The organism is Pseudomonas sp. FW305-7 (assembly GCF_058786735.1).
The window spans coordinates 54,898-81,790 of record NZ_JBYSZA010000007.1; the positions used below are offsets into that span (position 1 = coordinate 54,898).

The 26,893-nt window shown below is 59.8% G+C and carries 19 protein-coding genes and 1 tRNA gene; 4 read left to right on the top strand and 16 right to left on the bottom strand.

Translation table 11 applies throughout. The features are described from left to right. Positions 1–108: 108 nt before the first annotated feature. Complete coding sequence (locus AC3WMT_RS11405) at positions 109–4,755, top strand: NEL-type E3 ubiquitin ligase domain-containing protein (RefSeq protein WP_256583545.1); 4,647 nt, start codon at positions 109–111, stop codon at positions 4,753–4,755. 43 nt (positions 4,756–4,798) lie between these two features. On the opposite strand, the gene dnaB is transcribed toward AC3WMT_RS11405, so the two are convergent. From dnaB to rnr, 7 genes are all read right to left on the bottom strand, one after another. Continuing rightward, positions 4,799–6,196: a replicative DNA helicase gene (gene dnaB, locus AC3WMT_RS11410; protein WP_007915846.1), complete on the bottom strand. Its 1,398-nt coding sequence runs from the start codon at positions 6,194–6,196 to the stop codon at positions 4,799–4,801. Between the two features lie 121 nt (positions 6,197–6,317). Beyond that, positions 6,318–6,764, bottom strand: a complete 447-nt coding sequence (gene rplI, locus AC3WMT_RS11415) for a 50S ribosomal protein L9 (protein WP_003186385.1) — start codon at positions 6,762–6,764, stop codon at positions 6,318–6,320. A gap of 19 nt (positions 6,765–6,783) precedes the next feature. Continuing rightward, a complete protein-coding gene (locus AC3WMT_RS11420; RefSeq protein WP_103304672.1) occupies positions 6,784–7,677 on the bottom strand; it encodes a hypothetical protein in 894 nt (297 codons plus the stop codon). A 36-nt stretch (positions 7,678–7,713) separates the two neighbouring features. After that, on the bottom strand, positions 7,714–7,944 hold the full coding sequence (gene rpsR / locus AC3WMT_RS11425; protein ID WP_002551829.1) for a 30S ribosomal protein S18: 231 nt from the start codon (positions 7,942–7,944) through the stop codon (positions 7,714–7,716). Between the two features lie 29 nt (positions 7,945–7,973). Continuing rightward, a complete protein-coding gene (rpsF, locus tag AC3WMT_RS11430; RefSeq protein WP_103304671.1) occupies positions 7,974–8,396 on the bottom strand; it encodes a 30S ribosomal protein S6 in 423 nt (140 codons plus the stop codon). Between the two features lie 307 nt (positions 8,397–8,703). After that, the gene (gene rlmB / locus AC3WMT_RS11435; RefSeq protein WP_103304669.1) at positions 8,704–9,468 is read right to left on the bottom strand and encodes a 23S rRNA (guanosine(2251)-2'-O)-methyltransferase RlmB; all 765 of its coding nucleotides are present in this window, start codon (positions 9,466–9,468) and stop codon (positions 8,704–8,706) included. Then, positions 9,465–12,095: a ribonuclease R gene (gene rnr, locus AC3WMT_RS11440; protein ID WP_103304668.1), complete on the bottom strand. Its 2,631-nt coding sequence runs from the start codon at positions 12,093–12,095 to the stop codon at positions 9,465–9,467. The genes rlmB and rnr overlap by 4 nt, the downstream gene beginning before the upstream one ends. Before the next feature lie 226 nt (positions 12,096–12,321). Between rnr and AC3WMT_RS11445 the strand changes: the two genes are divergently transcribed. The 3 genes from AC3WMT_RS11445 to AC3WMT_RS11455 all read left to right on the top strand — a co-directional run bounded on the left by AC3WMT_RS11445 (position 12,322) and on the right by AC3WMT_RS11455 (position 15,171). Then, positions 12,322–12,408, top strand: a tRNA-Leu gene (locus AC3WMT_RS11445). A gap of 187 nt (positions 12,409–12,595) precedes the next feature. Continuing rightward, the gene (locus tag AC3WMT_RS11450) at positions 12,596–13,606 is read left to right on the top strand and encodes an extracellular solute-binding protein (protein ID WP_103304667.1); all 1,011 of its coding nucleotides are present in this window, start codon (positions 12,596–12,598) and stop codon (positions 13,604–13,606) included. Beyond that, positions 13,606–15,171, top strand: a complete 1,566-nt coding sequence (locus AC3WMT_RS11455; RefSeq protein ID WP_103304666.1) for an ABC transporter permease — start codon at positions 13,606–13,608, stop codon at positions 15,169–15,171. The genes AC3WMT_RS11450 and AC3WMT_RS11455 overlap by 1 nt, the downstream gene beginning before the upstream one ends. Before the next feature lie 109 nt (positions 15,172–15,280). Here AC3WMT_RS11455 and AC3WMT_RS11460 read toward each other — a convergent pair whose 3' ends face one another. The 9 genes from AC3WMT_RS11460 to mutL form a co-directional block, all read right to left on the bottom strand. Then, positions 15,281–17,215: a methyl-accepting chemotaxis protein gene (locus AC3WMT_RS11460; RefSeq protein ID WP_103304714.1), complete on the bottom strand. Its 1,935-nt coding sequence runs from the start codon at positions 17,213–17,215 to the stop codon at positions 15,281–15,283. A 140-nt stretch (positions 17,216–17,355) separates the two neighbouring features. Next, the gene (locus AC3WMT_RS11465; RefSeq protein WP_085711159.1) at positions 17,356–18,645 is read right to left on the bottom strand and encodes an adenylosuccinate synthase; all 1,290 of its coding nucleotides are present in this window, start codon (positions 18,643–18,645) and stop codon (positions 17,356–17,358) included. A 54-nt stretch (positions 18,646–18,699) separates the two neighbouring features. Next, positions 18,700–19,887, bottom strand: coding sequence for an ATP phosphoribosyltransferase regulatory subunit (locus tag AC3WMT_RS11470; protein ID WP_103304665.1), 1,188 nt, complete (start codon positions 19,885–19,887; stop codon positions 18,700–18,702). 313 nt (positions 19,888–20,200) lie between these two features. Then, positions 20,201–21,070, bottom strand: coding sequence for a protease modulator HflC (hflC, locus tag AC3WMT_RS11475; RefSeq protein ID WP_007950723.1), 870 nt, complete (start codon positions 21,068–21,070; stop codon positions 20,201–20,203). Continuing rightward, complete coding sequence (gene hflK / locus AC3WMT_RS11480; protein WP_103304664.1) at positions 21,070–22,245, bottom strand: FtsH protease activity modulator HflK; 1,176 nt, start codon at positions 22,243–22,245, stop codon at positions 21,070–21,072. Before hflK ends, hflC begins: the two co-directional genes overlap by 1 nt. Positions 22,246–22,341: 96 nt before the next feature. Continuing rightward, positions 22,342–23,643 (bottom strand): ribosome rescue GTPase HflX, encoded by a 1,302-nt coding sequence (gene hflX, locus AC3WMT_RS11485; RefSeq protein ID WP_103304663.1) that lies wholly within the window; start codon positions 23,641–23,643, stop codon positions 22,342–22,344. Positions 23,644–23,655: 12 nt separating this feature from the next. Continuing rightward, complete coding sequence (hfq, locus tag AC3WMT_RS11490; RefSeq protein WP_095109354.1) at positions 23,656–23,922, bottom strand: RNA chaperone Hfq; 267 nt, start codon at positions 23,920–23,922, stop codon at positions 23,656–23,658. Positions 23,923–24,017: 95 nt separating this feature from the next. Then, on the bottom strand, positions 24,018–24,989 hold the full coding sequence (gene miaA / locus AC3WMT_RS11495) for a tRNA (adenosine(37)-N6)-dimethylallyltransferase MiaA (RefSeq protein WP_103304662.1): 972 nt from the start codon (positions 24,987–24,989) through the stop codon (positions 24,018–24,020). Beyond that, positions 24,989–26,890 (bottom strand): DNA mismatch repair endonuclease MutL, encoded by a 1,902-nt coding sequence (mutL, locus tag AC3WMT_RS11500; RefSeq protein ID WP_177431408.1) that lies wholly within the window; start codon positions 26,888–26,890, stop codon positions 24,989–24,991. Before mutL ends, miaA begins: the two co-directional genes overlap by 1 nt. Positions 26,891–26,893: the final 3 nt, after the last annotated feature.

A 26,893-nucleotide genomic window follows, 5' to 3' on the forward strand; every position in this document is an offset into this window, starting at 1 on the left:
CCGGCCGGTAACCGGTCATATCCCGTTTTAACTCGGCAATGACGCCGAAAACTGCTCAGCAATTCCCTTACGGAAACTGACGCAACACTATTCAAGGACGAAACTTTCATGCCTGTAAAACCACCCACTCGAAACACCGTCAGTGTCGAGGTGCACACACGTCCCGTGCAGACAGACAGTCCACGCCTGCCGCGACCGGACATCCTGCCGCACCTGGACTTCGATACTCCGACCGTGACAAGGCCGCGCCACCCGACACCTGCGGGCAGCACACCCGCCCACGCCGACCTGGACATCATCACCCCGGCGCCGGTCACTATCAGCCAGACTCCCTCCCCCGTCATCGTCTCCGCACCTGCGCCGCGACCACTGGAACATTACCGGATCACGACAACTACGCCGCTTCCGCTGGCTGACGCCGATGGCTTCATTACTCTCAAGGGACGCCGCTATGTCGAGGTGACGGAGGTTGGCGTCGTCCCGGTCGGAGTGGATCCGCACACCGGCCAGCACCGCGCCAGACTGAGCAGCGAACTGCAACCTTCGGGGCCGGTGCTGGTTCGCGATCCGCAGAGCAAACTGTGGTATGAGCTGGACGACTCGCCCGTCACTTTTGCGCTGAGCGACAGTCGCTTGCAGGCTTTTCGCACAGAACTGGACTTTACCGGCGTCGAGCCCGGCAACGATGGCCTGCACCGGTTTGACGGCAAGCTCTATGCGGTGATTGAAAAGGTCGCCTATCAAGCCTTGCACGATCCTGAAGCCACCACGGCCCTGACGCCGGTGATGCGCATTGTCCGGGCCAACGATGCCGTCGCCGCCAGCACCGACAACCAATATGTCGCGACACGCCCGGGCCGCTCGGAAGCCATTGTGTTCGATCCGCTGGACGGCTGGCTCGGGGTCAATCTCCCGGGTGCAGGCGGCATGCACCGCGCCGGGCAAACTCCGCACCGCCCACTGATGGAGCGTTTCACCAGCGCACTCAATCGCTTGAACAGCCCGGCGGCGCGCGCGCGCAAGCTGTACCCGTCGTTTAGCGAAGAGCAAGTCACGACCTTTATCCAATCGTTGGGGGATGATGTCCCGGGCGGTCTGGTACGTCGCGAAACCGATTACAAGACCCTCAAGAAAGAATTGACGGCCTGGTCTCGCACCCACACGCAATCGCCGGTGCCGGCCGCCAGCAAAGCCTGGATAGAGCTCGCCGTTGTGGAGATCAAACGCTGTTGGCGCCAGCAGACCGGGACAACGCTGAAACTGCTACCTGCCCCGGACGGAACCACGTTGCCGCCGCTCAAAGCGGACTTCGGCCATGTCCGGACGCTCGAGCTGGACAAGATTACCTGGTCAGACACCGCCGACACGTTTCTCAGCAGTTTTTCGGGGCTGGAGCACCTGACCGTCACCCGTACCACCCTGGAAAAGCTGCCCGACGCTGTCGCCACCTTGAAAACCCTGAAGGCGCTGGACCTGAGTTCCAACCGTATTCAGCTGGATGCCCCCGCTGCCGCCAATTTGAGCACCCTCTCCCGGCTTGAGCGAATCGACCTGTCCGGCAATCCCCTTGGACAGACACCGGACTTCAGCGCCATGGCAGCGTTGAAGGTCGTCAATCTGAGCAATACCCGCATCGACCAGTGGCCGACGGGCCTGGAACAACAGACAGGGCTGGAACTCGTCGATCTGCGCCAGAACCGTCTGAGTGAAGTACCGGAAACGATCCTCAATCCACCGGCCGATCAGTTGCAGGCACGCGCACGGATCAACGGCGTCACGCTGCTTGAAGACAATGCGTTTGCGCAGGGTTACTGGAGAACGCTGGAAGGGTTTTGGCGACGCGTCGCCGCTGCACACCCGGAGCTCGCGCCCCACACTGGCAGCGGCGCGTTCAGACTGGACGGCGACACCGCCGACATCGTCATGGTGCAACGCCTGCATCCCGACAAGGATGCGCAAGCGGTCAAGGACTTCGTCCTGGAAATGGACGACGCCGCGCGAACCGGACTGGCCGCACGCGTGCAGGAACTTGAGCGGCTGGAGACGCAACTGGAGGAATACGTTCGTAGTCACAACAGCAGCGCCACAGCTGATGACTCAACAAAAAAGTCGGTGCAACGAATCGCGAGGTCAATCAAGGCGTGCTGGCTACGCACTACCCGGCATTCACTGTTGTTTTTCCTGGAGGGCGGACCACTCCCGAATCTGAACGCGGATTTCAGCCACGTTAGTTCACTGACCCTGAAAAGCATTGTCTGGTCGGATGCGGCCGACGTGTTCCTGTCCAACTTCGCCCATCTGGAGCACTTGTCCATCACTCACTCCGGGATTGGAAAATTGCCCGGAAAAATTAACGAGATGAACAAACTCAAGCACCTCGACTTGAACACGAACCGTATTGAACTGGACGAGGAAAGTGCAGCAACACTCAGCGCGTTGAGTCAATTGGAAACGGTCAATCTTGCCGATAACCCGGCGCTCAAACTGACGCCTGACTTCAGCGCCATGTCTGGCCTGACCTCCCTGAGCCTGAGCCATACAGGAATCAGTCAGTGGCCTACCGGCTTGCAGGACAAGACCGCGCTGACCAACCTGGATCTACGCAACAACCGCCTGCGTGAGGTACCGCATGCACTCCTTGATCCGCCCGTTGAGCAATTGCCCTTGGTCGCTCGGATCAACGCCGGTACCTTGCTTGAAGGCAATGCCTTTCCCTCAGCGTACTGGAGAAAATTCGACGGTTTCTGGCGACGTCTGAACGCGGCTCATCCCGAGTTGTGGGATACCGCCCAGCCCTCGGCATTTGATAGTGAAAACTCAAGAGCGCAGCGATACCGACGGCTCTTTCCGAGCAAGAGCATCAAGGAATGCCGGGAGTTCATCTGGGGTCTTGAACGCGGGGCCGTGGCGACGAAACTCAACAGCCTCGAACAGGAGTTTGGCGTGCTGAAAACCCAGCTCGACGCCTGGGTATTTTCTGGAGGAGGCAATCGCGGGGGTTACGTTCGGGCGTTCCAATTGGAGGCCAACGCACTGACCCGCTCGGACCGGGTCAAGGCCAGTGAGCGGATTATCAAGTGCTGGCGCCGAGAAACACCGCAGAGACTGGCCAATGACCGCACGCCCATCGGGCTGGAACTGGATCTCAGTGGCCTGATTCTGCCCACCTTGCCGGACATTGACGTCGATTTCAGTCATGTCGGTTCTCTGCGATTGAGCAATATGGCGCTGAGCACTTCGCCGGAAGGCTTTCTGACCCGATTCCGCCATGTGCGCTGGCTGGACCTGTCACAAAATGAGCTGCGCGAACTGCCGCCGGCCGTTGGCGAAATGAGCGGGATGACTCGACTTTTCCTGCAGAACAATCAGATTTCCCTGACCGCCGACACCGCCCGCGTGCTGTCCGAGCGCACAACACTGCGAGCCCTGTGGCTGCACGAAAATCCGCGACTGGGCATCCCGCCGGACTTCAGCCAGATGACCGACATTCGCTCGGTTAATCTGGCCAACACCGGGATCGACACTTTCCCGAGCGGAATAGCCGATCAGCCATTACTGGATACGTTCAATCTGAGCAACAACCGAATCACAGACATTCCGGATGCGGTCATCGCCCCGCCAGACGATCGACTGGCCCATACGGTGCGCATCAACAACGTGACTGACATCAGGAACAATCCGCTGTCCGCCGAAACCCAAACCCGGCTGTTCCAATATGACGAGCGCTTGTTAGCGGCCGAGATGCCGCTGAGAGGGCTGCGCAACCTGATCGACACGGCACGAGGCCATGCCCCCGTCGTACGCCCAGCGACAGATGATCCGATGTCACGCTGGACATCGGGCCTGACGACAGATGAGGTAACAGCCAGAAGAAGCCAGTGGCGAACACTGCATGAGCAGCCGCGCGCGGAGGGTCTGTTCGATACGCTTGAACGCTTGCTGGACATTCCGACCGGTCACCACGACCTTCAACGACGGGTCTGGAAGCTGATCGACAGCATCACCGAAAACAATGCGGATTCCGAACGCCTGCGCAAAGAGGTATTTGACCGGGCGGGCGACGCCGCCTGTTGTGATCGGGCGGCATTCACGTTTACCAATCTGGAAATCCTGACGATGGTGCACGATGCGCGCAGCCAAGCTCGAGATCATGCTCAAGGCCCGCAACTGTCTGCACTTTCCAAAGCGTTGTTCCGTTTGCATGAGGTCGACAAAATCGCCTCGGCGGACATTGCCCAGCGTGAGGCCAGGATCCTCGAGTCGAGGCCCCAGGGAGCTGCAGTGCAGGCAGCGCATCACGTCCGTGAGGAAGTCGAGATCCGGCTTTTCTATCGCCACCGCTTGAAAGACCGACTCCAACTGCCGGGACAGCCTGAGCGAATGGGTTTCGATAATTTAGTCGAGGTGTCCAAGGCGCAACTGGATGCGGCGTACGACAAAGTCATCGCACTGGACAATTCACCTGAAGCATTCGACGCCCTGGTGTCGAGGCAGTTCTGGCAGGAATTTGTCACTCACAAGTACCGGGTGCAATTTGAAGTGCAGCAACAAACGTTTCAGGATCGCCAGGCGACCCTCGATGACGCGCACGCCGCCGGGACGCTGGCATTCGCCGATTACGACGCGCAATCGAAGGCGCTGCAAACATCGCTGGCGAAAGTGGAAGAGGCGCTGATCGTCACGTTGTCCCGACAGGAACTGAACGAGCATTCCGCGCGCCACACCGGCGAGGAGGCAGCCGGCGGAACTGAATGACACGCGGGGTGAGGACGGCTGGCCGGTTGATACCGGCCAGCCATTATTCGTCGTCGTCGAAGTTGTAGCTGCCCGGCGCAAGGTTCTCGAAACGGGTGTACTTACCGATGAACGCCAGACGGATAAAACCGATCGGGCCGTTCCGCTGCTTGCCGATGATGATTTCGGCGATGCCTTTGTGTTCGGTTTCCGGGTGATACACCTCGTCCCGGTACACGAACATGATCACGTCGGCGTCCTGCTCGATCGCTCCGGATTCCCGGAGGTCGGAGTTCACCGGACGTTTGTTGGGACGTTGTTCCAGCGAGCGGTTGAGCTGCGACAACGCCACCACCGGGCAGTTGAATTCCTTGGCCAGGGCTTTCAGGGATCGCGAGATCTCGGAAATCTCGTTGGTCCGGTTGTCACCGCTGGAGCCCGGAATCTGCATCAGTTGCAGGTAGTCGATCATGATCAGGCCGACATCGCCGTGCTCACGCACCAGACGCCGGGTCCGTGCACGCATTTCCGACGGGCTGATACCGGCGGTGTCATCGATGAACAGCTTGCGGTCGTTGAGCAGGTTGACCGCCGAAGTTAGGCGCGGCCAATCATCGTCTTCTAGCTGACCGGAACGCACCTTCGTCTGGTCGATGCGGCCGAGGGACGAAAGCATACGCATGATCAGCGATTCGCCTGGCATCTCGAGCGAGTACACCAGCACCGCTTTTTCGCTGCGCAACACGGCGTTTTCCACCAGGTTCATCGCGAAGGTGGTTTTACCCATCGACGGACGGCCGGCGACGATGATCAAGTCGGACGGTTGCAGGCCGCTGGTCTTCTCGTCGAGGTCGGTGTAACCGGTGGACAGGCCGGTGATGGCGTTGTCGGTGTTGAACAGGGTGTCGATGCGGTCGATGGCCTTGGTCAGCAAATCGTTCACACCGACCGGGCCACCGGTCTTCGGCCGCGCTTCGGCGATCTGGAAGATCTGCCGTTCGGCTTCGTCGAGAATCTCGGCGGCGGTGCGACCTTCAGGATTGAAGGCGCTGTCGGCGATTTCAGTGCTGATGCCGATCAGTTGGCGCAAGGTTGCCCGCTCGCGGACGATTTGCGCATAGGCCTTGATGTTGGCGACGGACGGCGTGTTTTTCGCCAGCTCGCCAAGATAACCGAGGCCGCCGACTTGCGAGGTCTGACCTTCCTTGTCCAGTTGCTCGGACAGGGTCACGACGTCGATCGGCATGTTCTGATCGGCCAGTTTGGCGATCGCACGGAAAATCAGCCGGTGGTCATGCCGATAGAAATCGCCGTCGGAGACTTGATCGAGCACGCGTTCCCAGGCGTTGTTGTCCAGCATCAGACCACCGAGAACAGCCTGTTCGGCCTCGATGGAATGCGGCGGCACCTTCAGGGCAGCGGTTTGCAGATCGTATTGCTCGGGAGCGGAGATATCGTTCATGGCCACTTGTGTTTGTTTGGAAAAACAGGGAATTCAGAAAGACAAAGGGCACGACCTGTAAACAGGATCGTGCCCGATGTTAACCGTCTGACGGACAAGCCGCCAGCCGATCAGGTGTTGCTTAAGCTGCTACCACGACAACGCGTACGGTGGCTTCAACTTCGGCGTGCAGGTGCACAGCCACGTCGAATTCACCCACGTTGCGGATGGTGCCGTTCGGCAGACGAACTTCGCTTTTCGCAACTTCAACGCCGGAGGCGGTCAGTGCGTCAGCGATGTCGTGAGTACCGATCGAACCGAACAGCTTGCCTTCGTCGCCAGCGGTGGCAGTGATGGTCACTTCCAGCTCGGCCAGTTGGGCAGCACGGCTTTCAGCCGATGCTTTACGGTCTGCGGCAGCTTTTTCCAGCTCGGCACGACGCTCTTCAAACGCAGCCAGGTTGGCAGCGGTCGCAGCGGTAGCTTTGCCGAAAGGCAGCAGGTAGTTACGGCCGTAACCGGCCTTAACGTTTACTTTGTCGCCCAGGTTGCCCAGGTTGGCGATTTTTTCCAGAAGGATCAGTTGCATGTGGAAATCCTCTTAACTTTTAACCTTCACCGTTCGCGCTGTCGGTGTCTTTCGACACGTGACGACCGCGAAAATCAATCAGGCTGTCGACAATGGCCAGAACCACGAGCAACGGATAGATCAGCTGCATGAACAACAGCAGCGTGACGTACAACCCCACCAGCCAGAAACCGGCCAGTCGCTTCTGCCCGACCAGCCCGTGAATCAGGGCCAGACCAGCGAACACCAGCGGTACACTGCACAACGGCGTCAACATGGCCATCTGTGCACCGAAATTCGGGCCCAGAAGCATCAACGCCAGCAGCAACATCGCCGGCCCCAGCGGGATCCGGATGGCGCGAAACTCGCGACCAAAACCACCCGGGTTGTACAACAACGCCTGCCAATGCCGCCCGACAATCAGGCTCAGCACGCTGACGATCTGCAACAACGCCGCAATCAGTCCGGTCAGGACTGGCGCAATCAGGGACGCGAAACGCGCTTGCTCATCGACCGACAATTGCTTGTAGGTTTCACCGAGAAGCGCTGGCATGACCTTTATCAAGGCCTGCGCGAGCATCTCGATCTGGGCCGCAAATGCTGCCCCGAGCACCACTGAAAACACCACTCCAATCACTACGCTGACCAGCAGCGTGCGGACCCAGGATTCACTTGCGCGCAAAACCAACGCAAGTCCCGAAGACCCCAGCAGCACCAGAAGTGCTCGTGGGTCATCGGCATACAGCCACCAGATCAATGCCGGCAGCAGTCCCAGGGACAGAACGCCGAGGGCGTCCGTCAATCCGCGCCGCAGCAGTACAAGACTCCCGGCGGCAGCGCCCAACCAATACAACAACGGCAATGTTGCACATCCGGCCACCACGAGAGTGGCCTGCATACGGCCTCGCATGATGAACTCAGCTAAGGCACGCATGCATTCAATCCTTTGCTACTTGTCGACTGCCCGGTCTCAGCGGCCGTGGCTGTCGGTGTAGGCCAGCAGGGCCAGGAAGCGGGCGCGCTTGATAGCGGTGGCCAGCTGACGCTGATAACGAGCTTTGGTACCGGTGATGCGGCTTGGAACGATTTTGCCGGTCTCGGATACGTAGGCTTTCAGAGTGTTGAGATCTTTGTAATCGATCTCTTTCACGTCTTCAGCGGTGAAGCGGCAGAATTTACGACGACGGAAGAAACGTGCCATTTGATAGGCTCCTTAATAAGGTCCGTGGATTACTCGTCAGCGTTATCGCTGTTGTCGCTGTCATCACTATCGGTGCCTTCGGCGCCTTCGTGCTCAGGACGGTCGCGACGCTCACGGCGCTCACTGCGGTTTTCTTCAGCCTTGAGCATCTCGGATTGGCCGGTTACGGCTTCTTCGCGACGGATGACCAGGTTACGGATCACTGCATCGTTGTAGCGGAAGTTGTCTTCCAGCTCGGCCAGGGCCTTGCCAGTGCACTCAACGTTCAGCATCACGTAGTGAGCCTTGTGAACATTGTTGATTGCGTAGGCCAGTTGACGACGGCCCCAATCTTCCAGACGGTGGATTTTGCCGCCGTCTTCTTCGATCAGCTTGGTGTAACGCTCAACCATGCCGCCGACTTGCTCGCTTTGATCCGGGTGGACCAAAAAGATGATTTCGTAATGACGCATGAATGCTCCTTACGGGTTGTAGCCTGCCGCTCAAAAACGGTCAGACAAGGAGTGAATGACACTTATGGACTTGCCGGCGCGGGGCACATGCGTGCCTGCCGTCACAGCAAGGGGCGCAATTGTAGAGAAGGGACAGGAGAGGTGCAAGGCAATTGGTGATTATTTGAACAATCACCAATCCTGCCTTCACCACAAACCAATGTGGGAGCGGGCTTGCTCGCGAATGCGATACATCAGGCAACATAATTGTCGACTGACACTACGCTTTCGCGGGCAAGCCCGCTCCCACAGTTGATTGCATGCAGCTTTATTTCTTGGCGGAGGCCTTGGCTTTGGCGCCACGCTGACGCTGCGCTTCAAACAGGCACACACCGGTCGCCACGGAAACATTGAGACTGCTGACACTACCGGCCATCGGCAGATTCACCAGATAGTCGCAGTGCTCACGGGTCAGGCGACGCATGCCTTTGCCCTCGGCACCCATGATCAGAATGGTCGGGCCGGTCAGGTCCTGGTCATAAATGCTGACCTCGGCCTCACCCGCCGTGCCGACAATCCACAAACCGCGCTGCTGAAGCTTTTCCAGGGTGCGCGCCAGGTTGGTCACGGCAACCAGCGGAATCACTTCCGCCGCGCCGCAAGCCACTTTACGCACCACAGGTGTCAGCGTGGCCGACTTGTCTTTCGGCACGATCACTGCCAGCGCACCGGCAGCATCCGCCGAACGCAGGCAGGCACCGAGGTTGTGCGGATCGGTCACGCCGTCGAGCACTAGCAACAACGGTGCGCCTTCAGTGCGATCGAGCAGTTCGTCGAGCATTGCCTCGCCCCAGACCTGGCTCGGACTGACGTCCGCAACCACGCCCTGGTGCACGCCTTCAACCCAGGCGTCCATTTCGCGGCGCTCGGCCTGACCGACCTGGACACGATTCTCGTTGGCCAGTTCGATCAGGGTCTGCACGCGCGGATCATTGCGGCTTTCGGCCAGCCAGATCTGCTTGACGCGCTTCGGATGGTGACGCAGCAACGCTTCTACCGCGTGAACGCCGTAGATTTTTTCCAACTGACTCATGACTTCGCCTTCGGTTTACGCGCCCCGCCACTTTTGGCTGGAGCAGAACCCGCTTTTGGCGGGCCTTTACGGTGTTTGCTCGGTTTGGCTGGCTTGCCGCCGGCGGCCTTTTCAGGCGCCGACCGTCCGGTCTTTCCCGCAGACGCCGCTTTACCACCGCTTTTGGCATCGGAAAGCAGTGCTTTCTTCATTTCACGGCTTTTACGCAGCTCGGCGTTTTTCGCCACGGCGTCGCTTGGGCGATAGGCTTCGACAGCCTTCTCTTTGGCTGGACGACGGCTGGAAGTTTTGGCCGGGGCCTTTTCTTCCACAGCCTTGGTCGCTGGAGCAGCAGTTTCAGCGCCACGCTTTTTACGGCCGATCGGCGCACTGATGGTTTTTTCCGCCATCTCGAAGTCGATCTTGCGCTCGTCAAGGTCAACGCGCATGACGCGAACTTCAACGGTATCGCCGAGACGGAAGCTGCGACCGGTGCGCTCGCCCGCCAGGCGGTGATGCACAGGATCGAAGTGGTAGTAGTCGCCCGGCAGCGCGGTGACATGCACCAGACCTTCGACGTAGATATCGGTCAGCTCGACGAACAGACCAAAACCGGTCACCGCAGTGATCACGCCCGGGAACGATTCGCCCACGCGATCTTTCATGAACTCGCACTTGAGCCAGTTCACCACGTCGCGGGTCGCTTCGTCGGCACGGCGCTCGCTCATCGAGCATTGCTCGCCGAGCTGCTCAAGGGCCGCTTCGTCGTACGGGTAGATACGCGCCTTCGGAATGGTCATCGCACCGGCACGGCGAACGTGCGGGGTGTCCTGTTTCGAATGGATCACGCTGCGGATCGCGCGGTGCGTGAGCAGGTCCGGGTAACGACGGATCGGCGAGGTGAAGTGAGTGTAGGCTTCATAATTCAGGCCGAAGTGGCCCTGATTGTCAGCGCTGTACACCGCTTGACTCAGCGAGCGCAGCATCACGGTCTGGATCAGATGGAAATCCGGACGATCCTTGATGCTTGCCAGCAGTGCCTGATAGTCCTTCGGCGACGGGCCGTCCTTGCCTTTGTGCAGGGACAGACCGAGTTCGCCGAGGAACGCACGCAGTTTTTCCAGACGCTCCGGTGGCGGACCATCGTGGACGCGGTACAACGCAGGAATTTCGTGCTTCTTGAGGAATTCGGCGGTGGCAACGTTGGCCGCCAGCATGCACTCCTCGATCAGCTTGTGTGCGTCATTACGGGTGGTCGGACGAATTTCGGCAATCTTGCGCTCGGTACCGAAGATGATTCGGGTTTCCTGCGTTTCGAAATCGATCGCGCCACGTACGTGACGAGCCGCCAGCAGAACCTTGTACAGCGCATAAAGCTGTTTGAGGTGCGGCAGAACGTCGTTGTACTCACCGCGAAGCTGACGCGCCTCGGTGATTTTCGGCGTTTCCAGCATCGCACTGACTTTGTTGTAGGTCAGACGAGCGTGGGAATGGATCACCGCTTCGTAGAAGCAGTAGTCGGTCATTTCGCCGGACTTGGAGATGGTCATCTCGCAAACCATGGCCAGACGATCAACGTGCGGGTTCAGCGAGCACAGGCCGTTGGACAATTGCTCAGGCAGCATCGGCACCACGCGCTCGGGGAAATAAACCGAGTTGCCGCGCACTTGCGCCTCGTTGTCCAGCGCCGAACCGATCTTGACGTAGCTGGAAACGTCGGCAATCGCCACGTACAACTTCCAGCCGCCGGAGAACAGGCGCAGCTTGCCCGGTTTGGCTTCGCAGTAAACCGCATCGTCGAAGTCGCGGGCATCTTCGCCGTCAATGGTGACGAACGGCAGATGACGCAGGTCGACGCGCTTCTCTTTGTCTTTTTCTTCGACTTCAGGCTTGAGCTTGGCCGCTTCTTTCAAAACGGCTTCAGGCCAGACGTGCGGAATATCATAGGTACGCAGCGCGACATCGATTTCCATGCCCGGCGCCATGTAGTTGCCGACCACTTCGACCACGTCGCCTTGCGGCTGGAAGCGCGGTGTCGGCCAGTGGGTGATCTTCACCTCGACGAACTGACCGATCTGGGCGTTGGCATTGCGGCCCGGAGTGACCAGCACTTCTTGCTGGATTTTCGGGTTGTCGGCGACGACGAAGCCGATGCCGCCCTCTTCAAAGTAGCGACCGACGATGGTTTCGTGAGCACGCGACACCACCTCTACGATCACGCCTTCGCGGCGACCGCGACGGTCAAGACCGGAAACACGCGCCAACGCACGGTCACCATCGAACACCAGACGCATTTGCGCCGGGCTCATGAACAGGTCATCGCTGCCGTCGTCCGGCACCAGGAAACCGAAACCGTCCCGGTGACCACTGATGCGGCCGAGGATAAGGTCGAGCTTGTCTACCGGCGCGTAAGTGCCACGGCGGGTGTAGATCAGTTGAGCGTCGCGCTCCATGGCGCGCAGGCGGCGGCGCAGGGCTTCGATCTGGTCTTCTGTGGTCAGACCAAACTCTTCGACCAGTTGCTCGCGGGCAGCAGGCGAACCCCGATCGGCGAGATGCGCCAGGATCAGTTCGCGGCTAGGAATAGGGTTTTCATATTTTTCCGCTTCACGAGCGGCCTCGGGATCGAGGGACTGCCAATCGGCCATTAGAGAGTTTTCACCTTGTCTATATGCGGGTTAGTTTGGCATAGGCGCCATCAAACGGGAAATTTCCGACTCTATAAGGCCCATCTAAAGGCCTGTATCGACGCTTTGCAGGCGTTTTGAACACCGCTGGTAAAAAAAATCAAAAAATATCACAGCAGGGGTTTACAGTTAAAAAGGCGCTCCGTATAGTGCGCGCCATCGACGACGCACAAGCGCTGCCGATACTGCCCAGATGGTGAAATTGGTAGACACGCCAGCTTCAGGTGCTGGTGACCTTACGGTCGTGGAAGTTCGAGTCTTCTTCTGGGCACCAATTCAAACTCAAGGTTACGACCTTGGATTTCACAGAAACCCGCGAAAGCGGGTTTTTGCGTTTCTGGCATCTGAAAAAAATCTACCGCCGTACCAGACCCTGCCTCACCCCGCAAGGCGCACTTGAGAAACAATATCGTTTATCATTGTTGCAAGTTTTTGCAATGCGACAGTGAGGAACCCTGCGAATGACGTTTCGAAATACCCTGCGCCGAAGCCTGACCTTCACCCTCCTCGGCCTGGCGCTCGCCACTCCCCTCACCCAGGCTGCCGATGCGGTTTCCCTGACTCTCTACAACGGCCAGCACAAGGAGGTCGGCGACGCGATCGCCAAAGCCTTCGAAGCCAAGACCGGCATTCACGTCAATGTGCGCAAAGGCAGCAGCAATCAACTCGCCAGCCAGGTCATCGAAGAAGGCGACCGCTCTCCTGCCGACGTGATCTACACCGAAGAATCGCCACCACTGAACAATCTCGGCGAACTCGGCCTGCTGGCCAAGACCGATGACGCCACTCTGGCGGTTCTGCCAAAGACATACGTTGCCGGCAATGGCACCTGGATCGGCGTCACCGCGCGGGTTCGAGTGGTCGCTTACAACCCGAAACTGGTCGATGAAAAAGACCTGCCGAAATCGGTAATGGAATTCTCCGATCCGAAGTGGCAGGGCAAAGTCGGCTTCGTACCCACCAGCGGCGCGTTCCAGGAACAGGCCGTGGCGATCATCAAGCTGCACGGTCGTGACGCCGCCGAAGAATGGCTGACCGGCCTGCGCGCATTCGGCAAGACCTACAGCAACAATATGGTTGCGCTCAAAGCCGTGGAAAACGGCGAAGTCGCCACCGTTCTGGTGAACAACTACTACTGGTTCGCCCTGCAGCGTGAGAAAGGCAAACTTGATTCGAAGCTGCATTACTTCACCGGCGGTGACGTCGGCGGCCTGATCACCGTATCCAGCGCAGCCGTGCTGAAATCCAGCAAACATCCAAAAGAAGCCCAGCAATTTCTTGCCTACATGGCCAGCGAAGAAGGCCAGCGCGTCATCACCCAGACCACCGCCGAATATCCGCTGCACAAAGGTATGGAATCTGATCGCGGCCTCAAGCCGTTCAGCGAACTGGAAGCGCCGAACGTCACTCCTGCCGATCTGGGCAATGCTGAAGAAGCGCTGGATCTGGAACGTGAAGTTGGCTTGAACTGATGACCGCATCGTTATCCGCCCCCGCCGCGCGCGGGGGTTACGTGCCACGGCGCAAGCGCCCGTCGATCTGGCTGGTGCTGCCGGTGTTGTTACTGGTGGTGCTGAGCCTGTTGCCGCTGGCCTACGTTGGCCTGAAAGCCTGGCAGGCGGGCTGGGCCGAGGCGCTGCACTTGCTGTGGCGCCCATATGTGTTCGGCCTGCTGCGCAACACCTTGGCACTGATGGTGGGCGTGACGCTGACCTGCGGTGTGATCGGCCTGTCGCTGGCGTGGTTGCTGGAGCGCAGTAATTTGCCCGGGCGACGCCTGTGGGGTGTGATCCTGTGTCTGCCGTTCGCGGTGCCGGCGTTCGTCAGCAGCTTCACCTGGGTCTCCTTGAGCGCGCAGTTCGAAGGACTCGGCGGAGCGATTCTGGTGATGAGCCTGTCGAAATATCCGCTGATCTTTTTGCCGGTTGCAGCGACCCTGCGCAATCTTGATCCCTCCCTTGAAGAATCCGCCCGCACGCTGGGCCAAAACCGCTGGGGCGTGTTTTTCCGCGTCACCCTGCCGCTGCTCTGGCCGTCTCTGCTGGCCGGCTCGCTGCTGATTGCCCTGCACATGCTGGTGGAGTTCGGCGCACTGTCGATCATCGGCCTGCAAACTTTCACTACCGCGATCTATCAGCAGTTCGAACTGGAATTCAGTAACGCCAACGCGGCGATGCTGTCTGCGGTGTTGCTGGCGCTATGTCTGGTGCTGCTATGGCTCGAATTGCGCGTACGCGGCAAGGGCCGGCATGTGCGCACCGGGCAAGGTGCGGCGCGCCAGGCCGAGCAGGTTCGACTGGGACGGTGGGCCGCTGTCGGTCAGTTGTATTGCCTGATGCTGGCGATTGTCGGCAGCGGGATTCCGCTGGGGATGCTGGCGTATTGGCTTGCGGTGGGGTCCTCGGCGGCCTTCCCGGTCGCGGCGATTACCGAAGCACTGCTGTCGTCGCTGGCACTCTCGCTGGGTGGCGCGGCGTTGTGCCTGGTACTGGCGGTGCCGGTCGGATTGCTGGTGGTGCGGTACAAAGGCCAACTGGCGATCTGGGCCGAGCGCCTGCCGTATCTGCTGCATGCACTGCCAGGCCTGGTGATTGCGCTGACGCTGGTGTATTTCGCCCTGCACTACGTGCCGGTGCTGTATCAGACATCCGGGCTGCTGCTGATCGCTTACGCGCTGCTGTTTCTGCCACTGGCTCAAGCGCCGATTCGTACCGCGCTGAACAAGGCTGCACCGCAGCTGGAAGAAGCGGCGCGTACGCTGGGCGCTTCATCATTCACGGCATTTTGCCGGGTGACGCTGCCGATCATCTTCCCGGCCTTGGGCGCGGCGTTTGCGCTGGTGTTTCTGGATGCGATGAAGGAACTGACCGCGACTTTGCTGCTGAGTCCGACCGGGCTCAACACCCTGGCGACCGAGGTCTGGGCGCATACCGCGAATGTCGAATTTGCGGCGGCAGCGCCTTATGCGGCGCTGTTGATTTTGGTATCCGGGTTACCGGTTTATTTACTGACGACCCGGATGTATCTGAGCCGCTGACAGCGCTTTCGCGAGCAGGCTCGCTCCCACATTTTGACCGAGTCCCATCAGAGGAATGCGATCTAGTGCGGGAGCGAGCCTGCTCGCGAAGAGGGCCGCCCAGACAACCTCAAGCCCTGAACTGCCCCAGACTCGCCTTGAGCTGCGCCGCCAGACCATCCAGCACCTTGCCACTGGCCGTGGTTTCCACCACCGCCTGAGCCGCTTTCTCGGCCTGAGCATGGATCGTCTCGACCCGCCCACGCACGGCCTGCGCCCCCTGCGCCTGATGCGCAGCGGCCTGCGTCGCCAGACCAATCGCCGCATGCACCTGCTCGACCGAAGCCTGTACCGACTGCTGCAGCCGCGCACTGTCGCGCAGCACCAGCAAACCTTCGCTGGCCTGACGTCCGGCCTGACCGATCGCTTCCACTGCCTCACGCGCGCCCTGCTGCAACGCGACAATATGCGCCTGAATATCGCCAGTCGAACTTTGCGTCTTGCTCGCCAACGCCCGAACCTCGTCCGCGACCACGGCGAAACCACGTCCGGTCTCGCCCGCCCGCGCCGCTTCAATGGCTGCGTTCAATGCCAACAAATTCGTTTGTTCGGCGATCCCGTGAATCACCGTCAACACCACTTCAATCTGCTCACTCTGCTGCGCCAGCCGCTCGATGACCTTAGCCCCGGTATCGACTTGCCCCGCCAACGCCTCGATCAAACTGCCAACCTTGGCCGACGTGCGCGTGTTTTCGTCAGTGGCCTGGCGAATATCCACAACCTGCCTCAACGCCGCCTGCATCGCGTGGCTTTCCGATTGCGCTTCGTCGGCCATTTGCGACAACGCACGCAAGCTTTCCGCCACTTCATCACGCTGCATCCCCGCCGCCGCATCGGCGCCGGCATTGCGCAGGGTCATCGCGCCAATTTCCACGCCGGTACGCTGGGCGACATCGCCCGCCTCGCGCACGATCGGTTGCAACTTATCCACAAAGCGATTGACCGCCGAGGCCATGTCACCGATCTCGTCCTTGCTGTTGATCTGCACACGCTTGGTCAGATCGCCCTCACCCGCCGCCAGATCGTCCATTGCCGCGTTGAGCATCTTCAGACGATTGACCACCCGATGCCCGAGTACCACCGCCAGCAGCAACAGCACGCCGCAGCCCACCAGCGCCAGGCCCAAACCGATCCGCCAGCGCAGGGTTGCGGCAGCGTCCTGCACGGTACTCGCCGTGTTGGCTTTCATTTCGGCGGCAGTGGACTGCGCCGACTGCAGACGCGCCTGCATTGCTGCGGCACTGTCAGCGGCGGCGCCCTTGAGGCTGTCGCCGACCAACTGATCGCTGCTGGCAATCAGCGCCGAGAAGCGCTTGTCGAGCGCCGCCAGATCGGTCTCGACCGAAGCTGTGGAAACCCCCATCAGCACCTTGCCAATTTCTACGCCGTTCGGGTTGATCGACGCTTCGAGGTAGTAAACCGACGGATCGTTCTTCGCCGCGCCCAGCACTTTATCCAGCGCACGCTCGCCCTGGCCCTTTTCGAGCAAGGCCTTGTTGATCGGGTTTTCGCGATTGAGATAACGCGTCAGATGCTGCCCCGTGGCGTCGTCGTAGACCACGAACAGCACATTGGGATTGCGCTGGGCACGCCGGGCAAATTCGGACAAGGTCGGTACATCGCTGTCCCACATGGCGCGAGGTGCGACCGAGGCGAGTAATTGGGCCATGTCATTGGCCGAATCCTTCAGATCCTTTTCGAGTGTCGTACGCAGTTGCGCCTGTTCGTCCTTCAGACGCGAGGACAAACCAGTCGTCAGACGCTGACGGGTGCTGGTGGACAAGTTATCGAGGCTCGACGTGACTTCACGCCCGGCCTGCTCCAGTTCGCCGGAAAGCTTCTGGCTGTCAGCACCGAGGCGCACGGCAAGATCAGCTTCCAGCGCCGTGACGGTGCTCCGTGTCAGGGCGACTGCCACCAACACCTGCACCAAAAGGGCGATACCAAGGGTAACGAATACAGGGCGTAATAAACGGCTTTGTAACAGTGAGAGAACGGCCGACACTGTGAATACCTCTACTTCTGACGCCATTAATTTGATGGCACTCTTGTAGGGAGATTCACAGCAAAGGTCATGCCGTCCAACAGGCATAAACGACAAAGGCCCCGATCAAGGGGCCTTTGTGTTTTTACATCAACGACTTATCAAGCGAACGGATGACGCAGAACGATGGTTTCGTTGCGGTCCGGGCCCGTCGAAATAATGTCGATCGGCGCGCCGATCAATTCTTCAACGCGTTTGATGTAGGCACGGGCGTTGGCCGGCAGCTCTTCCAGGGTCTTGGCGCCCACGGTCGATTCGGTCCAGCCCGGTACTTCTTCGTACACAGGCTGCAGGCCTACGTAGCTGTCAGCGTCGGTCGGCGCAACGGCGTTGCCTTGTGCATCTTTGTAGCCGGTGCAGATGTTGATGGTTTCCAGGCCGTCGAGTACGTCCAGCTTGGTCAGGCAGATGCCCGAGATGCTGTTCACATCGATAGCGCGACGCAGGATAACGGCGTCGAACCAGCCGCAACGACGGGCACGGCCGGTGGTAGCGCCGAACTCGTGACCTTGTTTGGCCAGGTGCGCACCGACTTCGTCAAACAACTCAGTCGGGAATGGACCCGAACCGACGCGAGTGGTGTAAGCCTTGGTGATGCCCAGGATGTAGTCGAGGAACATCGGGCCAACGCCCGAACCGGTCGCCACGCCACCGGCGGTGGTGTTGGAGCTGGTCACGTACGGGTAGGTACCGTGGTCGATGTCGAGCAACGAACCTTGGGCGCCTTCGAACATGATGTCTTTGCCGGCGCGACGCAGGTCGTGCAGCTCGGCCGTCACGTCCAGCATCAGCGGCTTGAGCAGCTCAGCGTATTCCTTGCACTCAGCCAGGGTTTTCTCGAACTCGATGGCCGGCTCTTTGTAGTAACCGACCAGCATGAAGTTGTGGTAATCCACCAGTTCACGCAGCTTGTCTTCGAAGCGCGGCATGTTCAGCAGATCGCCAACACGCAGGCCACGACGTGCAACCTTGTCTTCGTAAGCCGGGCCAATGCCGCGACCGGTGGTACCGATCTTCAGCTCGCCACGGGCCTTTTCACGGGCCTGGTCCAGCGCCACGTGGAAGGACAGGATCAGCGGGCAGGACGGGCTGATACGCAGACGCTCACGCACCGGCACGCCTTTCTCTTCCAGCTTGGTGATCTCGCGCAGCAGGGCGTCAGGTGCAACCACCACGCCGTTGCCGATCAGGCACTGCACGCCTTCGCGCAGCACGCCCGACGGGATCAGGTGCAGGACGGTTTTTTCGCCGTCGATCACCAGCGTGTGGCCAGCGTTGTGGCCACCTTGGTAGCGCACTACGGCGGCAGCATGTTCGGTCAGCAGATCAACGATCTTGCCTTTGCCCTCATCACCCCATTGGGTGCCCAGGACTACGACATTCTTACCCATAACACTTGTCCTCATTCGCGCAAACTTGGTGCCGGCGATGGCCGGCAGGAAAACTCAAGAAGCCAGTGGCGATACTTGCCAAAGCCCGTTCTGCTGAATCAATTGCCGGTCGCAGTCCGCATCACGGGCGGCGGCCAAAGGTTGTCCAGGCAAAGCCTGAACGACACGCTGACCCTCACTGCGCAACTGGCAAACCTGCTGCCAGAGTGCCGCATCCGTACTGTCAGGCATCCAGATACCGCCAGACGGTAACTCGATGTCAGCACGCCCCAGGGTCACCAGGGTTTTCAAATCGGTAGAAAAGCCAGTCGCCGGACGGGCGCGACCGAAATCGGCGCCGATGTCGTCGTAGCGACCGCCCTGAGCGATGGACTGGCCAACGCCCGGCACGAACACCGCGAACACCACACCGGTGTGGTAGTGGTAACCGCGCAGCTCGCCCAGATCAAAGTACAGCGGCAACTCCGGGAAGCGCGCCGACAGACGCTCGGCGATTGCCAGCAAATCTTCCAGTGCCGCCAGCACCGGCGCCGGTGCATTGGCCAGACGCTCGCGGGCTGCAGCCAGCACTTCACGACCGCCACACAGATCAACCAGCGCTCGCAGCATGCCGGACAGATCGGCCGGCAAGCCTTCGGTCAAGGTAATGACCTCGTCGATGGCCTTGCGTTGCAATGCATCGAACAACTGCTGCTCGACTTCACCGGACAGGCCGGCGGCGCGCGCCAGACCACGGTAAATGCCGACATGACCAAGGTCCATGTGCACATCCGGCACATCGGCCAGTTGCAGCATGGCCAACATCAGACTGATGACTTCAACGTCGCTGCTCGGGCTGGCATCGCCGTACAACTCGGCGCCCAACTGGATCGGGCTGCGCGAGGACGACAGTGCACGCGGTTGGGCATGCAGCACGCTGCCGGCGTAGCACAGACGGCTCGGGCCTTCACGACGCAGGGTGTGCGCATCGATGCGCGCCACTTGCGGCGTGATGTCAGCGCGGAAACCCATCTGCCGGCCCGACTGCGGGTCGATGACCTTGAAGGTACGCAGATCCAGGTCCTGGCCCGCGCCGGTCAGCAGGGATTCCAGGTACTCGATATGGGGAGTCACGACAAACTCGTAACCCCAGCTCTGGAACAGATCCAACACCTGACGACGCGCAACTTCAATGCGCGCCGCTTCTGGTGGCAGTACTTCTTCGATGCCATCTGGCAGCAGCCAGCGGTCTACCGTTGCCATTACGCCATTCCCCTTTGATCCGGGCGGCCAGCACGAGGGCGAGCCTTGAGTGAAGCAGAAAATGATCGGTCCGTTCAAAACGCACGCGCATGAACGACGCAGCGAAAGGCCTGATACCGGCTTCGCCCATCACTTTCCTCGAAAAACTGTCGAGTCATTCAACCCGATGTTCTGCAGCAAAAACAGCAATCAAACGTGCAGACGCAAAAAAGCCGGGAATTTCCCGGCTGCCGCATCATACACACGTTTTCCCAAAGGATCACCCCGCCCGAGGTTTTAGCCGCCGGGCGGAATGATTCAGGTCAACGGCGTGTCAAGGCTTGGACTTTTCCAGATAACGGAAGAAGTCGCTGCTTGGGTCGAGGACCAGGACGTCGGATTTGTTCGCGAAGCTTTCACGGTAGGCGCGCAGACTACGGTAGAAACCGTAGAACTCTTGATCCTGACCGTAGGCCTTGGAGTAGATCGCAGCGGCCTGGGCATCACCGTCACCGCGAATCTCTTCGGACTCACGATAGGCTTCAGCCAGCAGTACGCGGCGTTGACGATCAGCGTCGGCACGGATGCCTTCAGCCAGCTCGTTACCCTTGGCGCGGTGCTCGCGAGCTTCACGCTCACGCTCGGTGCTCATACGTTCGAACACGCTGCGGTTTACTTCTTTCGGCAGATCGATGGCCTTGACCCGGACATCGACGACTTCGATACCCAGCTCTTTTTCCGCCATCTTGTTCAGCGAAGCGGTGATATCAGCCATCAGCGCATCACGCTCACCCGACACGACTTCGTGCAGGGTGCGCTTGCCGAACTGGTCACGCAGGCCGGATTCCAGACGACGGGACAGACGCTCGTCAGCAATTTGCTTGAGGCCGGAAGTTGCGGTGTAGAAGCGCTCGGCATCTTTCACCCGCCACTTGGCGTAGGCATCAACCATGACGGCTTTCTTTTCCAGGGTCAGGAAGCGCTGTGTCGGTGCATCCAGCGTCATCAGACGTGCGTCGAATTTACGCACCTGGTTAACGTAAGGCACTTTCACATGCAGGCCCGGCTGAACATCCGCCTGCACCACACGACCGAATTGCAGCAGCACCGCACGCTCGGTCTGAGCGACGATGTAGAAGCAGTTCCAGCCCACCAGTACCACGACAACGCCAACGATCAGGGCGATCAGCGATTTATTGCTCATCAGCGGGTCTCCCTTGTACGCGACTGCGGCACGTCAGTGACATGCGGCGTGACGTCCGTGTTATTGCTGGCGGCGGCAGAACCAGTGACCGCTGCATTGCTGCCCGAACTGTTCTGGATCATTTTGTCCAACGGCAGGTAAAGCAGGTTGCTCTGGCCGTTCTTGTTGCCGGTCACGAGTACCTTGCTGGTGTTGCTGAAGACTTCCTGCATGGTATCCAGGTACAGACGCTGGCGGGTGACTTCAGGCGCCTTGCGATACTCGGCGACCAGTTTGGTGAAGCGATCGGCCTCACCCTTGGCACGCGAAACCGTTTCGTCGCGGTAACCATTGGCATCCTCGAGGATACGCTGGGCCTGACCACGGGCTTCCGGCACAACGCCGTTGGCATAGGTTTCAGCCTGGTTGCGCGAACGCTGTTCGTCTTCACGGGCGCGGATCACGTCATCGAAGGCTTCCTGCACTTCACGCGGTGCTGCTGCGCTCTGTACGTTGACCTGGGTGACGGTGATACCGGTGCGATAGGTATCGAGGAAACGTTGCAGACGCTCCTTGATTTCGCTGGCCATCAACTCACGACCTTCGGTCAGCACCTGATCCATGGCGGTCGAACCCACCACGTGGCGCAGGGCGCTGTCGGTCGCATGCTGGAGGCTGATTTCCGGCTGATCGACGTTCAGCACGAAGTCCTGTAGGTTGCTGATCTTGTACTGCACGGTCAGCGGGACTTCGACGATGTTCTCGTCTTCGGTCAGCATCTGGCCCTGTTTGGTATAGGCACGCTCACGCGTGACGTTTTCCATGTACTTTTTATCGATCGGCGGGAAGTAGATGTTCAGGCCGGGGCCGACGGTTTCGTAGTACTTGCCGAAGCGCAGCACCACGGCTTGCTCCTGCTCGTCCACCACGTAGACCGCGCTGTACAGCCAGACAGCCGCCAGCACAACAAGGCCGATGCCGAGCAGACCGCCGAAGCCGCCACCACTCCTGCCCGAACCGCCGCCGTCATCACCACCGCGTTTCTTACCACCACCGAACAACCCGTTCAGGCTTTCCTGCAGCTTTCGGAAGGCCTCGTCGAGATCCGGTGGCCCCTTGCGGTCGCCGTTATTGCGGCGCTTGCCACCCCAAGGATCCTGATTGTTCGAGTTGCCACCCGGCTCATTCCAAGCCATAGCGCTCTCCATCTGATAAAGCAAAGACGCACCCACGGCGCGCCGACCAATGCTACAGAATGCCTGCCGTTGCGGCACAACCGCTTTTTCAGGCTTTTATTGCAAAGTGTGTTGCTCGATGAACTCCGTCGGCACAACGCCTTCACGACTGACCAGTCGATTGAGCTCCGAGCGCGGCAATCGAACGGCCAGCAAGCTGACACCTTCTTCGTCGTATTCTTCTTTCTGCACCGCGCCCAATTCGAAGAACTGTGCGCGCAGACGCGCAAAACGCTGAGGCAACCGTAAGGTACCGACAAACAGGTCACTGCCCAACAACTCGGCAATGGCTTGCTCAAGCAATTCCAGACCACTGCCATCACGCGCCGACAACCAGACCCGTTGCGGCCTGCCGTTTTCGTCGCGCTGGATTTGTGGCTCAACGCCTTCAAGCAAATCGAGTTTGTTGTATACCTCAAGTATCGGCAAGTCCTGGGCCCCAATCTCGCCCAGCACCACCATCACCTGCTCGATCTGCAACATCCGATCCGGTTCGGCCGCATCGATCACGTGCAACAAGAGGTCGGAGTTGCTCGACTCTTCGAGCGTAGACCGAAATGCCTCGACCAGCTTGTGCGGCAGGTGGCGAATGAACCCCACCGTGTCGGCCAGGACAATCGGCCCCAGGTCGTCCAGTTCCAGACGGCGCAGGGTCGGATCCAGCGTGGCGAACAATTGGTCGGCCGCGTACACGTCGGATTTCGTCACGTTATTGAAGAGTGTGGATTTGCCGGCGTTGGTATAGCCCACCAGGGAAACAGTAGGAATATCCGCACGGGAACGGCCGCGACGCGACTGTTCGCGCTGACTGCGCACTTTTTCCAGCCGCCCCTTGATCTGCCGCAGGCGAACCCGCAGCAGACGGCGGTCGGTTTCCAGCTGGGTTTCACCCGGACCACGCATGCCGATACCACCACCCTGACGCTCAAGGTGGGTCCAGCCACGAACCAGCCGGGTGCTCATGTGGTCAAGCTGGGCCAGTTCGACCTGGAGCTTGCCTTCATGGGTACGCGCGCGTTGGGCGAAAATATCGAGAATCAGACCGGTGCGGTCGATCACGCGACACTCGAATACACGTTCGAGGTTACGTTCCTGACTGGGCGTAAGGGTGTGATTGAAGATCACCAGATCGGCTTCTTCGGCATGTACCAGGTCGCGCAATTCCTCGACCTTGCCGCTACCAATCAGGAATTTGGCGGTTGGCCGATGACGCGGCACGTTAAAAAACGCAACGGTCTCGGCGCCCGCCGAATTAGCCAATTCCTGAAACTCCTGCGGATCTTCGCGCGCCTCAGGGTCCTGTCCATCCAAGTGAACGAGTATGACTCGCTCACCACCACCGTGGCGCTCAAAGAACAAAGGAGACTCCTATCAGGCGTTACCCGGAGCTGGATCAGCGTCGCCCTGTTCGTTTTCGGTTGCGCTAGGCAGACGAATTGGACGAACCGGCACTACTGTCGAGATAGCGTGTTTGTAAACCATTTGGCTGACGGTGTTTTTCAGCAGGATCACGAACTGGTCGAACGACTCGATCGTACCTTGCAGCTTGATACCGTTGACCAGGTAGATGGAAACCCCAACTTTCTCTTTACGTAAAGTATTCAAGTAAGGGTCTTGTAGCGAATGCCCTTTTGACATGTGCCGCACTCCTTTAAGGATTCAATAATAAAAAATAGGTAATTCAGATGGCTTTGGCCGTCACACCCCCAAGGATAGACGGCAATTGCAAGGACTCAGCTCAATATGGAGATGGTCCCAAGGTATTTCAAGGCGCGTGGCAGATTGTCGCAATCAAGACTGTCCAGCCAGTGTAAATCTTCCCAGCTGCGCAGCCAGGTGAACTGGCGTTTGGCCAATTGGCGCGTGGCAATGACTCCGCGCTCCTGCATTTCGGACAACGTCAGCTTGCCATCCAGGTAATCCCAGACTTGGCGGTACCCTACTGCACGTATAGACGGCAACCCCGAATGCAGGTCACTTCTTTTACGCAGGGCTACGACCTCGTCGATGAACCCCTGTTCCAACATATTTGTGAATCTTTGTTTAATGCGCTCGTGCAATACCTGGCGATTTGCCGGGGCAATGGCCAAGTTCGCGACAGTATAGGGCAATTGTTGCAGTCCCGAAGCGGCTGCTTCAGTACTTTGCGCAGATTGTTGCTGGCGCAGCGCGGTCATGCTCTGACCGCTGACCCGATAAACTTCCAGCGCACGACTCAAGCGCTGCGGATCGTTGGGGTGAATCCGCGCCGCCGACACTGGATCGATGATCGCCAATTGATCATGCAGAGCTTGCCAGCCAAGGCGTGCAGCCTCTTCTTCGATCTGCGCACGGATGGCCGCATCAGCCGCTGGCATATCTGCCAAACCGTCGACCAGTGCCTTGTAATAGAGCATCGTGCCGCCCACCAGCAGCGGAATTTTTCCGCGTGCGGTGATTTCGGCCATCGCTTGCAGGGCATCGCGACGAAAGTCCGCGGCCGAGTACGCCTCGGCCGGATCAAGAATATCGATCAAACGGTGCGGATATTCGGCCAGCAGCTCTTTGGAAGGCTTGGCCGTGCCGATGTCCATGCCGCGATAGACCAGCGCCGAATCGACGCTGATCAGCTCGCACGGCAGTACCTTGGTCAGCTCGATGGCCAGATCGGTCTTGCCCGCAGCGGTCGGGCCCATCAGGAAAATCGCTGGAGGAAGCTGGCTCATCAACGACCGCGCAGGAACAGTTTGTCCAGATCGTCCAGGCCCAATTGGGTCCAGGTCGGTCGGCCGTGGTTGCATTGACCGCTGCGCTCGGTGTTTTCCATGTCACGCAGCAGGCCGTTCATTTCCGGCAGGGCCAGGCGCCGGTTGGCGCGAATTGCGCCGTGGCAGGCCATGGTGCCGAGCAGTTCGTTCAGGTGTGCCTGAATCCGGTCGCTGGTGCCGTACTCCATCAAATCCGACAGCACGTCACCGACCAGGCGGTTGGCCTCGGCCTGCTTGAGCAGTGCGGGAATCTGGCGGATCGCCAGTGTTTCCGGGCCCAGACGCTGCAGTTCGAAGCCCAGACGCTGGAACCACGCCGCGTGTTCTTCGGCGCAATCAGCCTCGCGCTGACTGACCGCCAACGATTCCGGCACCAGCAACGGCTGGCCACTCAGGCCTTCGCTGGCCATGGCGATCTTCAGGCGTTCGTACATGATCCGCTCGTGAGCGGCGTGCATGTCCACCAGCACCAGACCCTGGGCGTTCTCCGACAGAATGTAAATACCCTTGAGCTGCGCCAGTGCGTAACCAAGCGGCGGGATGTCTTCCTGACCGGCCGGCAATGCGTTGGCATTGGCCTCGGGCAGCGGTGCGAAAAACTCGCGATACGCCGCTTGGGCCTCGGCGGCCGGTGGCACGGCGGATTGCGGACGCGGCGTGTATTGATACTGATAAGCGCCACCAGCGCTGCCACCTGACGAGGTGTTGAATGCCGGTTGCGCCTGCGGCTGCTCCAGCAACGCATTGGCCGCCAGACGCATTTCGCCTTGCGGTCCGAATTCGCCGGCATCAAGGCCGGTCGGACGGACGATGGCGGTGGTCACGGAACCGGCGAGCTGGTCTTCCGGACGCACATCGCCCAGCGCGCGGTGCAGCGTGCCGTAGAGGAAGTCGTGCACCATGCGCCCGTCACGAAAACGTACTTCGTGCTTGGTCGGGTGCACGTTGACGTCTACCGCCGCCGGATCGACCTCGAAAAACAACGCAAACGTCGGATGTCGACCGTTGAACAGCACGTCGCGGTAAGCTTGACGCACCGCGTGGGCGACCAGTTTGTCGCGCACCGCACGGCCGTTGACAAAGAAATACTGCAAATCCGCCTGGCTACGGTTGAAGGTCGGCAAACCGACCCAGCCCCACAGGTGCAAACCGTTGCGTTCGATCTCGATCGGCAGCGCCTGCTCAAGGAAACCCGAACCGCAGATTGCCGCCACACGGCGGGCGCGGGCCGCATCATCGTGGGCCTCGTGCAGGCTGAGGATGGTCTTGCCGTTATGACGCAGGTGAAACGCCACGTCGAAACGCGCCAGCGCCAGACGCTTGATCACTTCTTGCAGGTGATCGAATTCGGTTTTTTCAGTCTTGAGGAATTTACGCCGCGCCGGGGTGTTGAAGAACAGGTCGCGGACTTCCACCGAAGTGCCGACCGGATGCGCCGCCGGCTGAACCCGGGGCGCCATGTCGCGACCTTCGGTTTCGACCTGCCAGGCCTGATCGGCGTCGCGAGTGCGCGAAGTCAGGGTCAGACGTGCGACGGAGCTGATCGAGGCCAGTGCCTCACCGCGAAAGCCCAGGCTCATCACCTGTTCAAGATCTTCCAGATTGCGGATCTTGCTGGTGGCGTGACGGGCCAGCGCCAGCGGGAGGTCATCAGCCGAAATGCCGCTGCCGTCATCGCGAACGCGCAGCAGCTTGACGCCACCCTGCTCGACATCGACATCAATGCGCTTGGCACCGGAATCGAGGCTGTTTTCCAGCAGTTCCTTGATCACCGATGCCGGGCGCTCAACTACCTCACCGGCGGCGATCTGGTTCGCCAGCCGCGGGCTGAGCAATTCGATGCGGGCTGCGTTCGACACCTG

Bases quoted from the DNA above. Each gene is read 5' to 3' on its own strand.
- AC3WMT_RS11405 (WP_256583545.1), top strand. From the start codon at position 109: ATGCCTGTAAAACCACCCACTCGAAACACCGTCAGTGTCGAGGTGCAC.
- dnaB (WP_007915846.1), bottom strand. From the start codon at position 6,196: ATGAACGATATCTCCGCTCCCGAGCAATACGATCTGCAAACCGCTGCC.
- rplI (WP_003186385.1), bottom strand. From the start codon at position 6,764: ATGCAACTGATCCTTCTGGAAAAAATCGCCAACCTGGGCAACCTGGGC.
- AC3WMT_RS11420 (WP_103304672.1), bottom strand. From the start codon at position 7,677: ATGCGTGCCTTAGCTGAGTTCATCATGCGAGGCCGTATGCAGGCCACT.
- rpsR (WP_002551829.1), bottom strand. From the start codon at position 7,944: ATGGCACGTTTCTTCCGTCGTCGTAAATTCTGCCGCTTCACCGCTGAA.
- rpsF (WP_103304671.1), bottom strand. From the start codon at position 8,396: ATGCGTCATTACGAAATCATCTTTTTGGTCCACCCGGATCAAAGCGAG.
- rlmB (WP_103304669.1), bottom strand. From the start codon at position 9,468: ATGAGTCAGTTGGAAAAAATCTACGGCGTTCACGCGGTAGAAGCGTTG.
- rnr (WP_103304668.1), bottom strand. From the start codon at position 12,095: ATGGCCGATTGGCAGTCCCTCGATCCCGAGGCCGCTCGTGAAGCGGAA.
- AC3WMT_RS11450 (WP_103304667.1), top strand. From the start codon at position 12,596: ATGACGTTTCGAAATACCCTGCGCCGAAGCCTGACCTTCACCCTCCTC.
- AC3WMT_RS11455 (WP_103304666.1), top strand. From the start codon at position 13,606: ATGACCGCATCGTTATCCGCCCCCGCCGCGCGCGGGGGTTACGTGCCA.
- AC3WMT_RS11465 (WP_085711159.1), bottom strand. From the start codon at position 18,645: ATGGGTAAGAATGTCGTAGTCCTGGGCACCCAATGGGGTGATGAGGGC.
- AC3WMT_RS11470 (WP_103304665.1), bottom strand. From the start codon at position 19,887: ATGGCAACGGTAGACCGCTGGCTGCTGCCAGATGGCATCGAAGAAGTA.
- hflC (WP_007950723.1), bottom strand. From the start codon at position 21,070: ATGAGCAATAAATCGCTGATCGCCCTGATCGTTGGCGTTGTCGTGGTA.
- hflK (WP_103304664.1), bottom strand. From the start codon at position 22,245: ATGGCTTGGAATGAGCCGGGTGGCAACTCGAACAATCAGGATCCTTGG.
- hfq (WP_095109354.1), bottom strand. From the start codon at position 23,922: ATGTCAAAAGGGCATTCGCTACAAGACCCTTACTTGAATACTTTACGT.
- miaA (WP_103304662.1), bottom strand. From the start codon at position 24,989: ATGAGCCAGCTTCCTCCAGCGATTTTCCTGATGGGCCCGACCGCTGCG.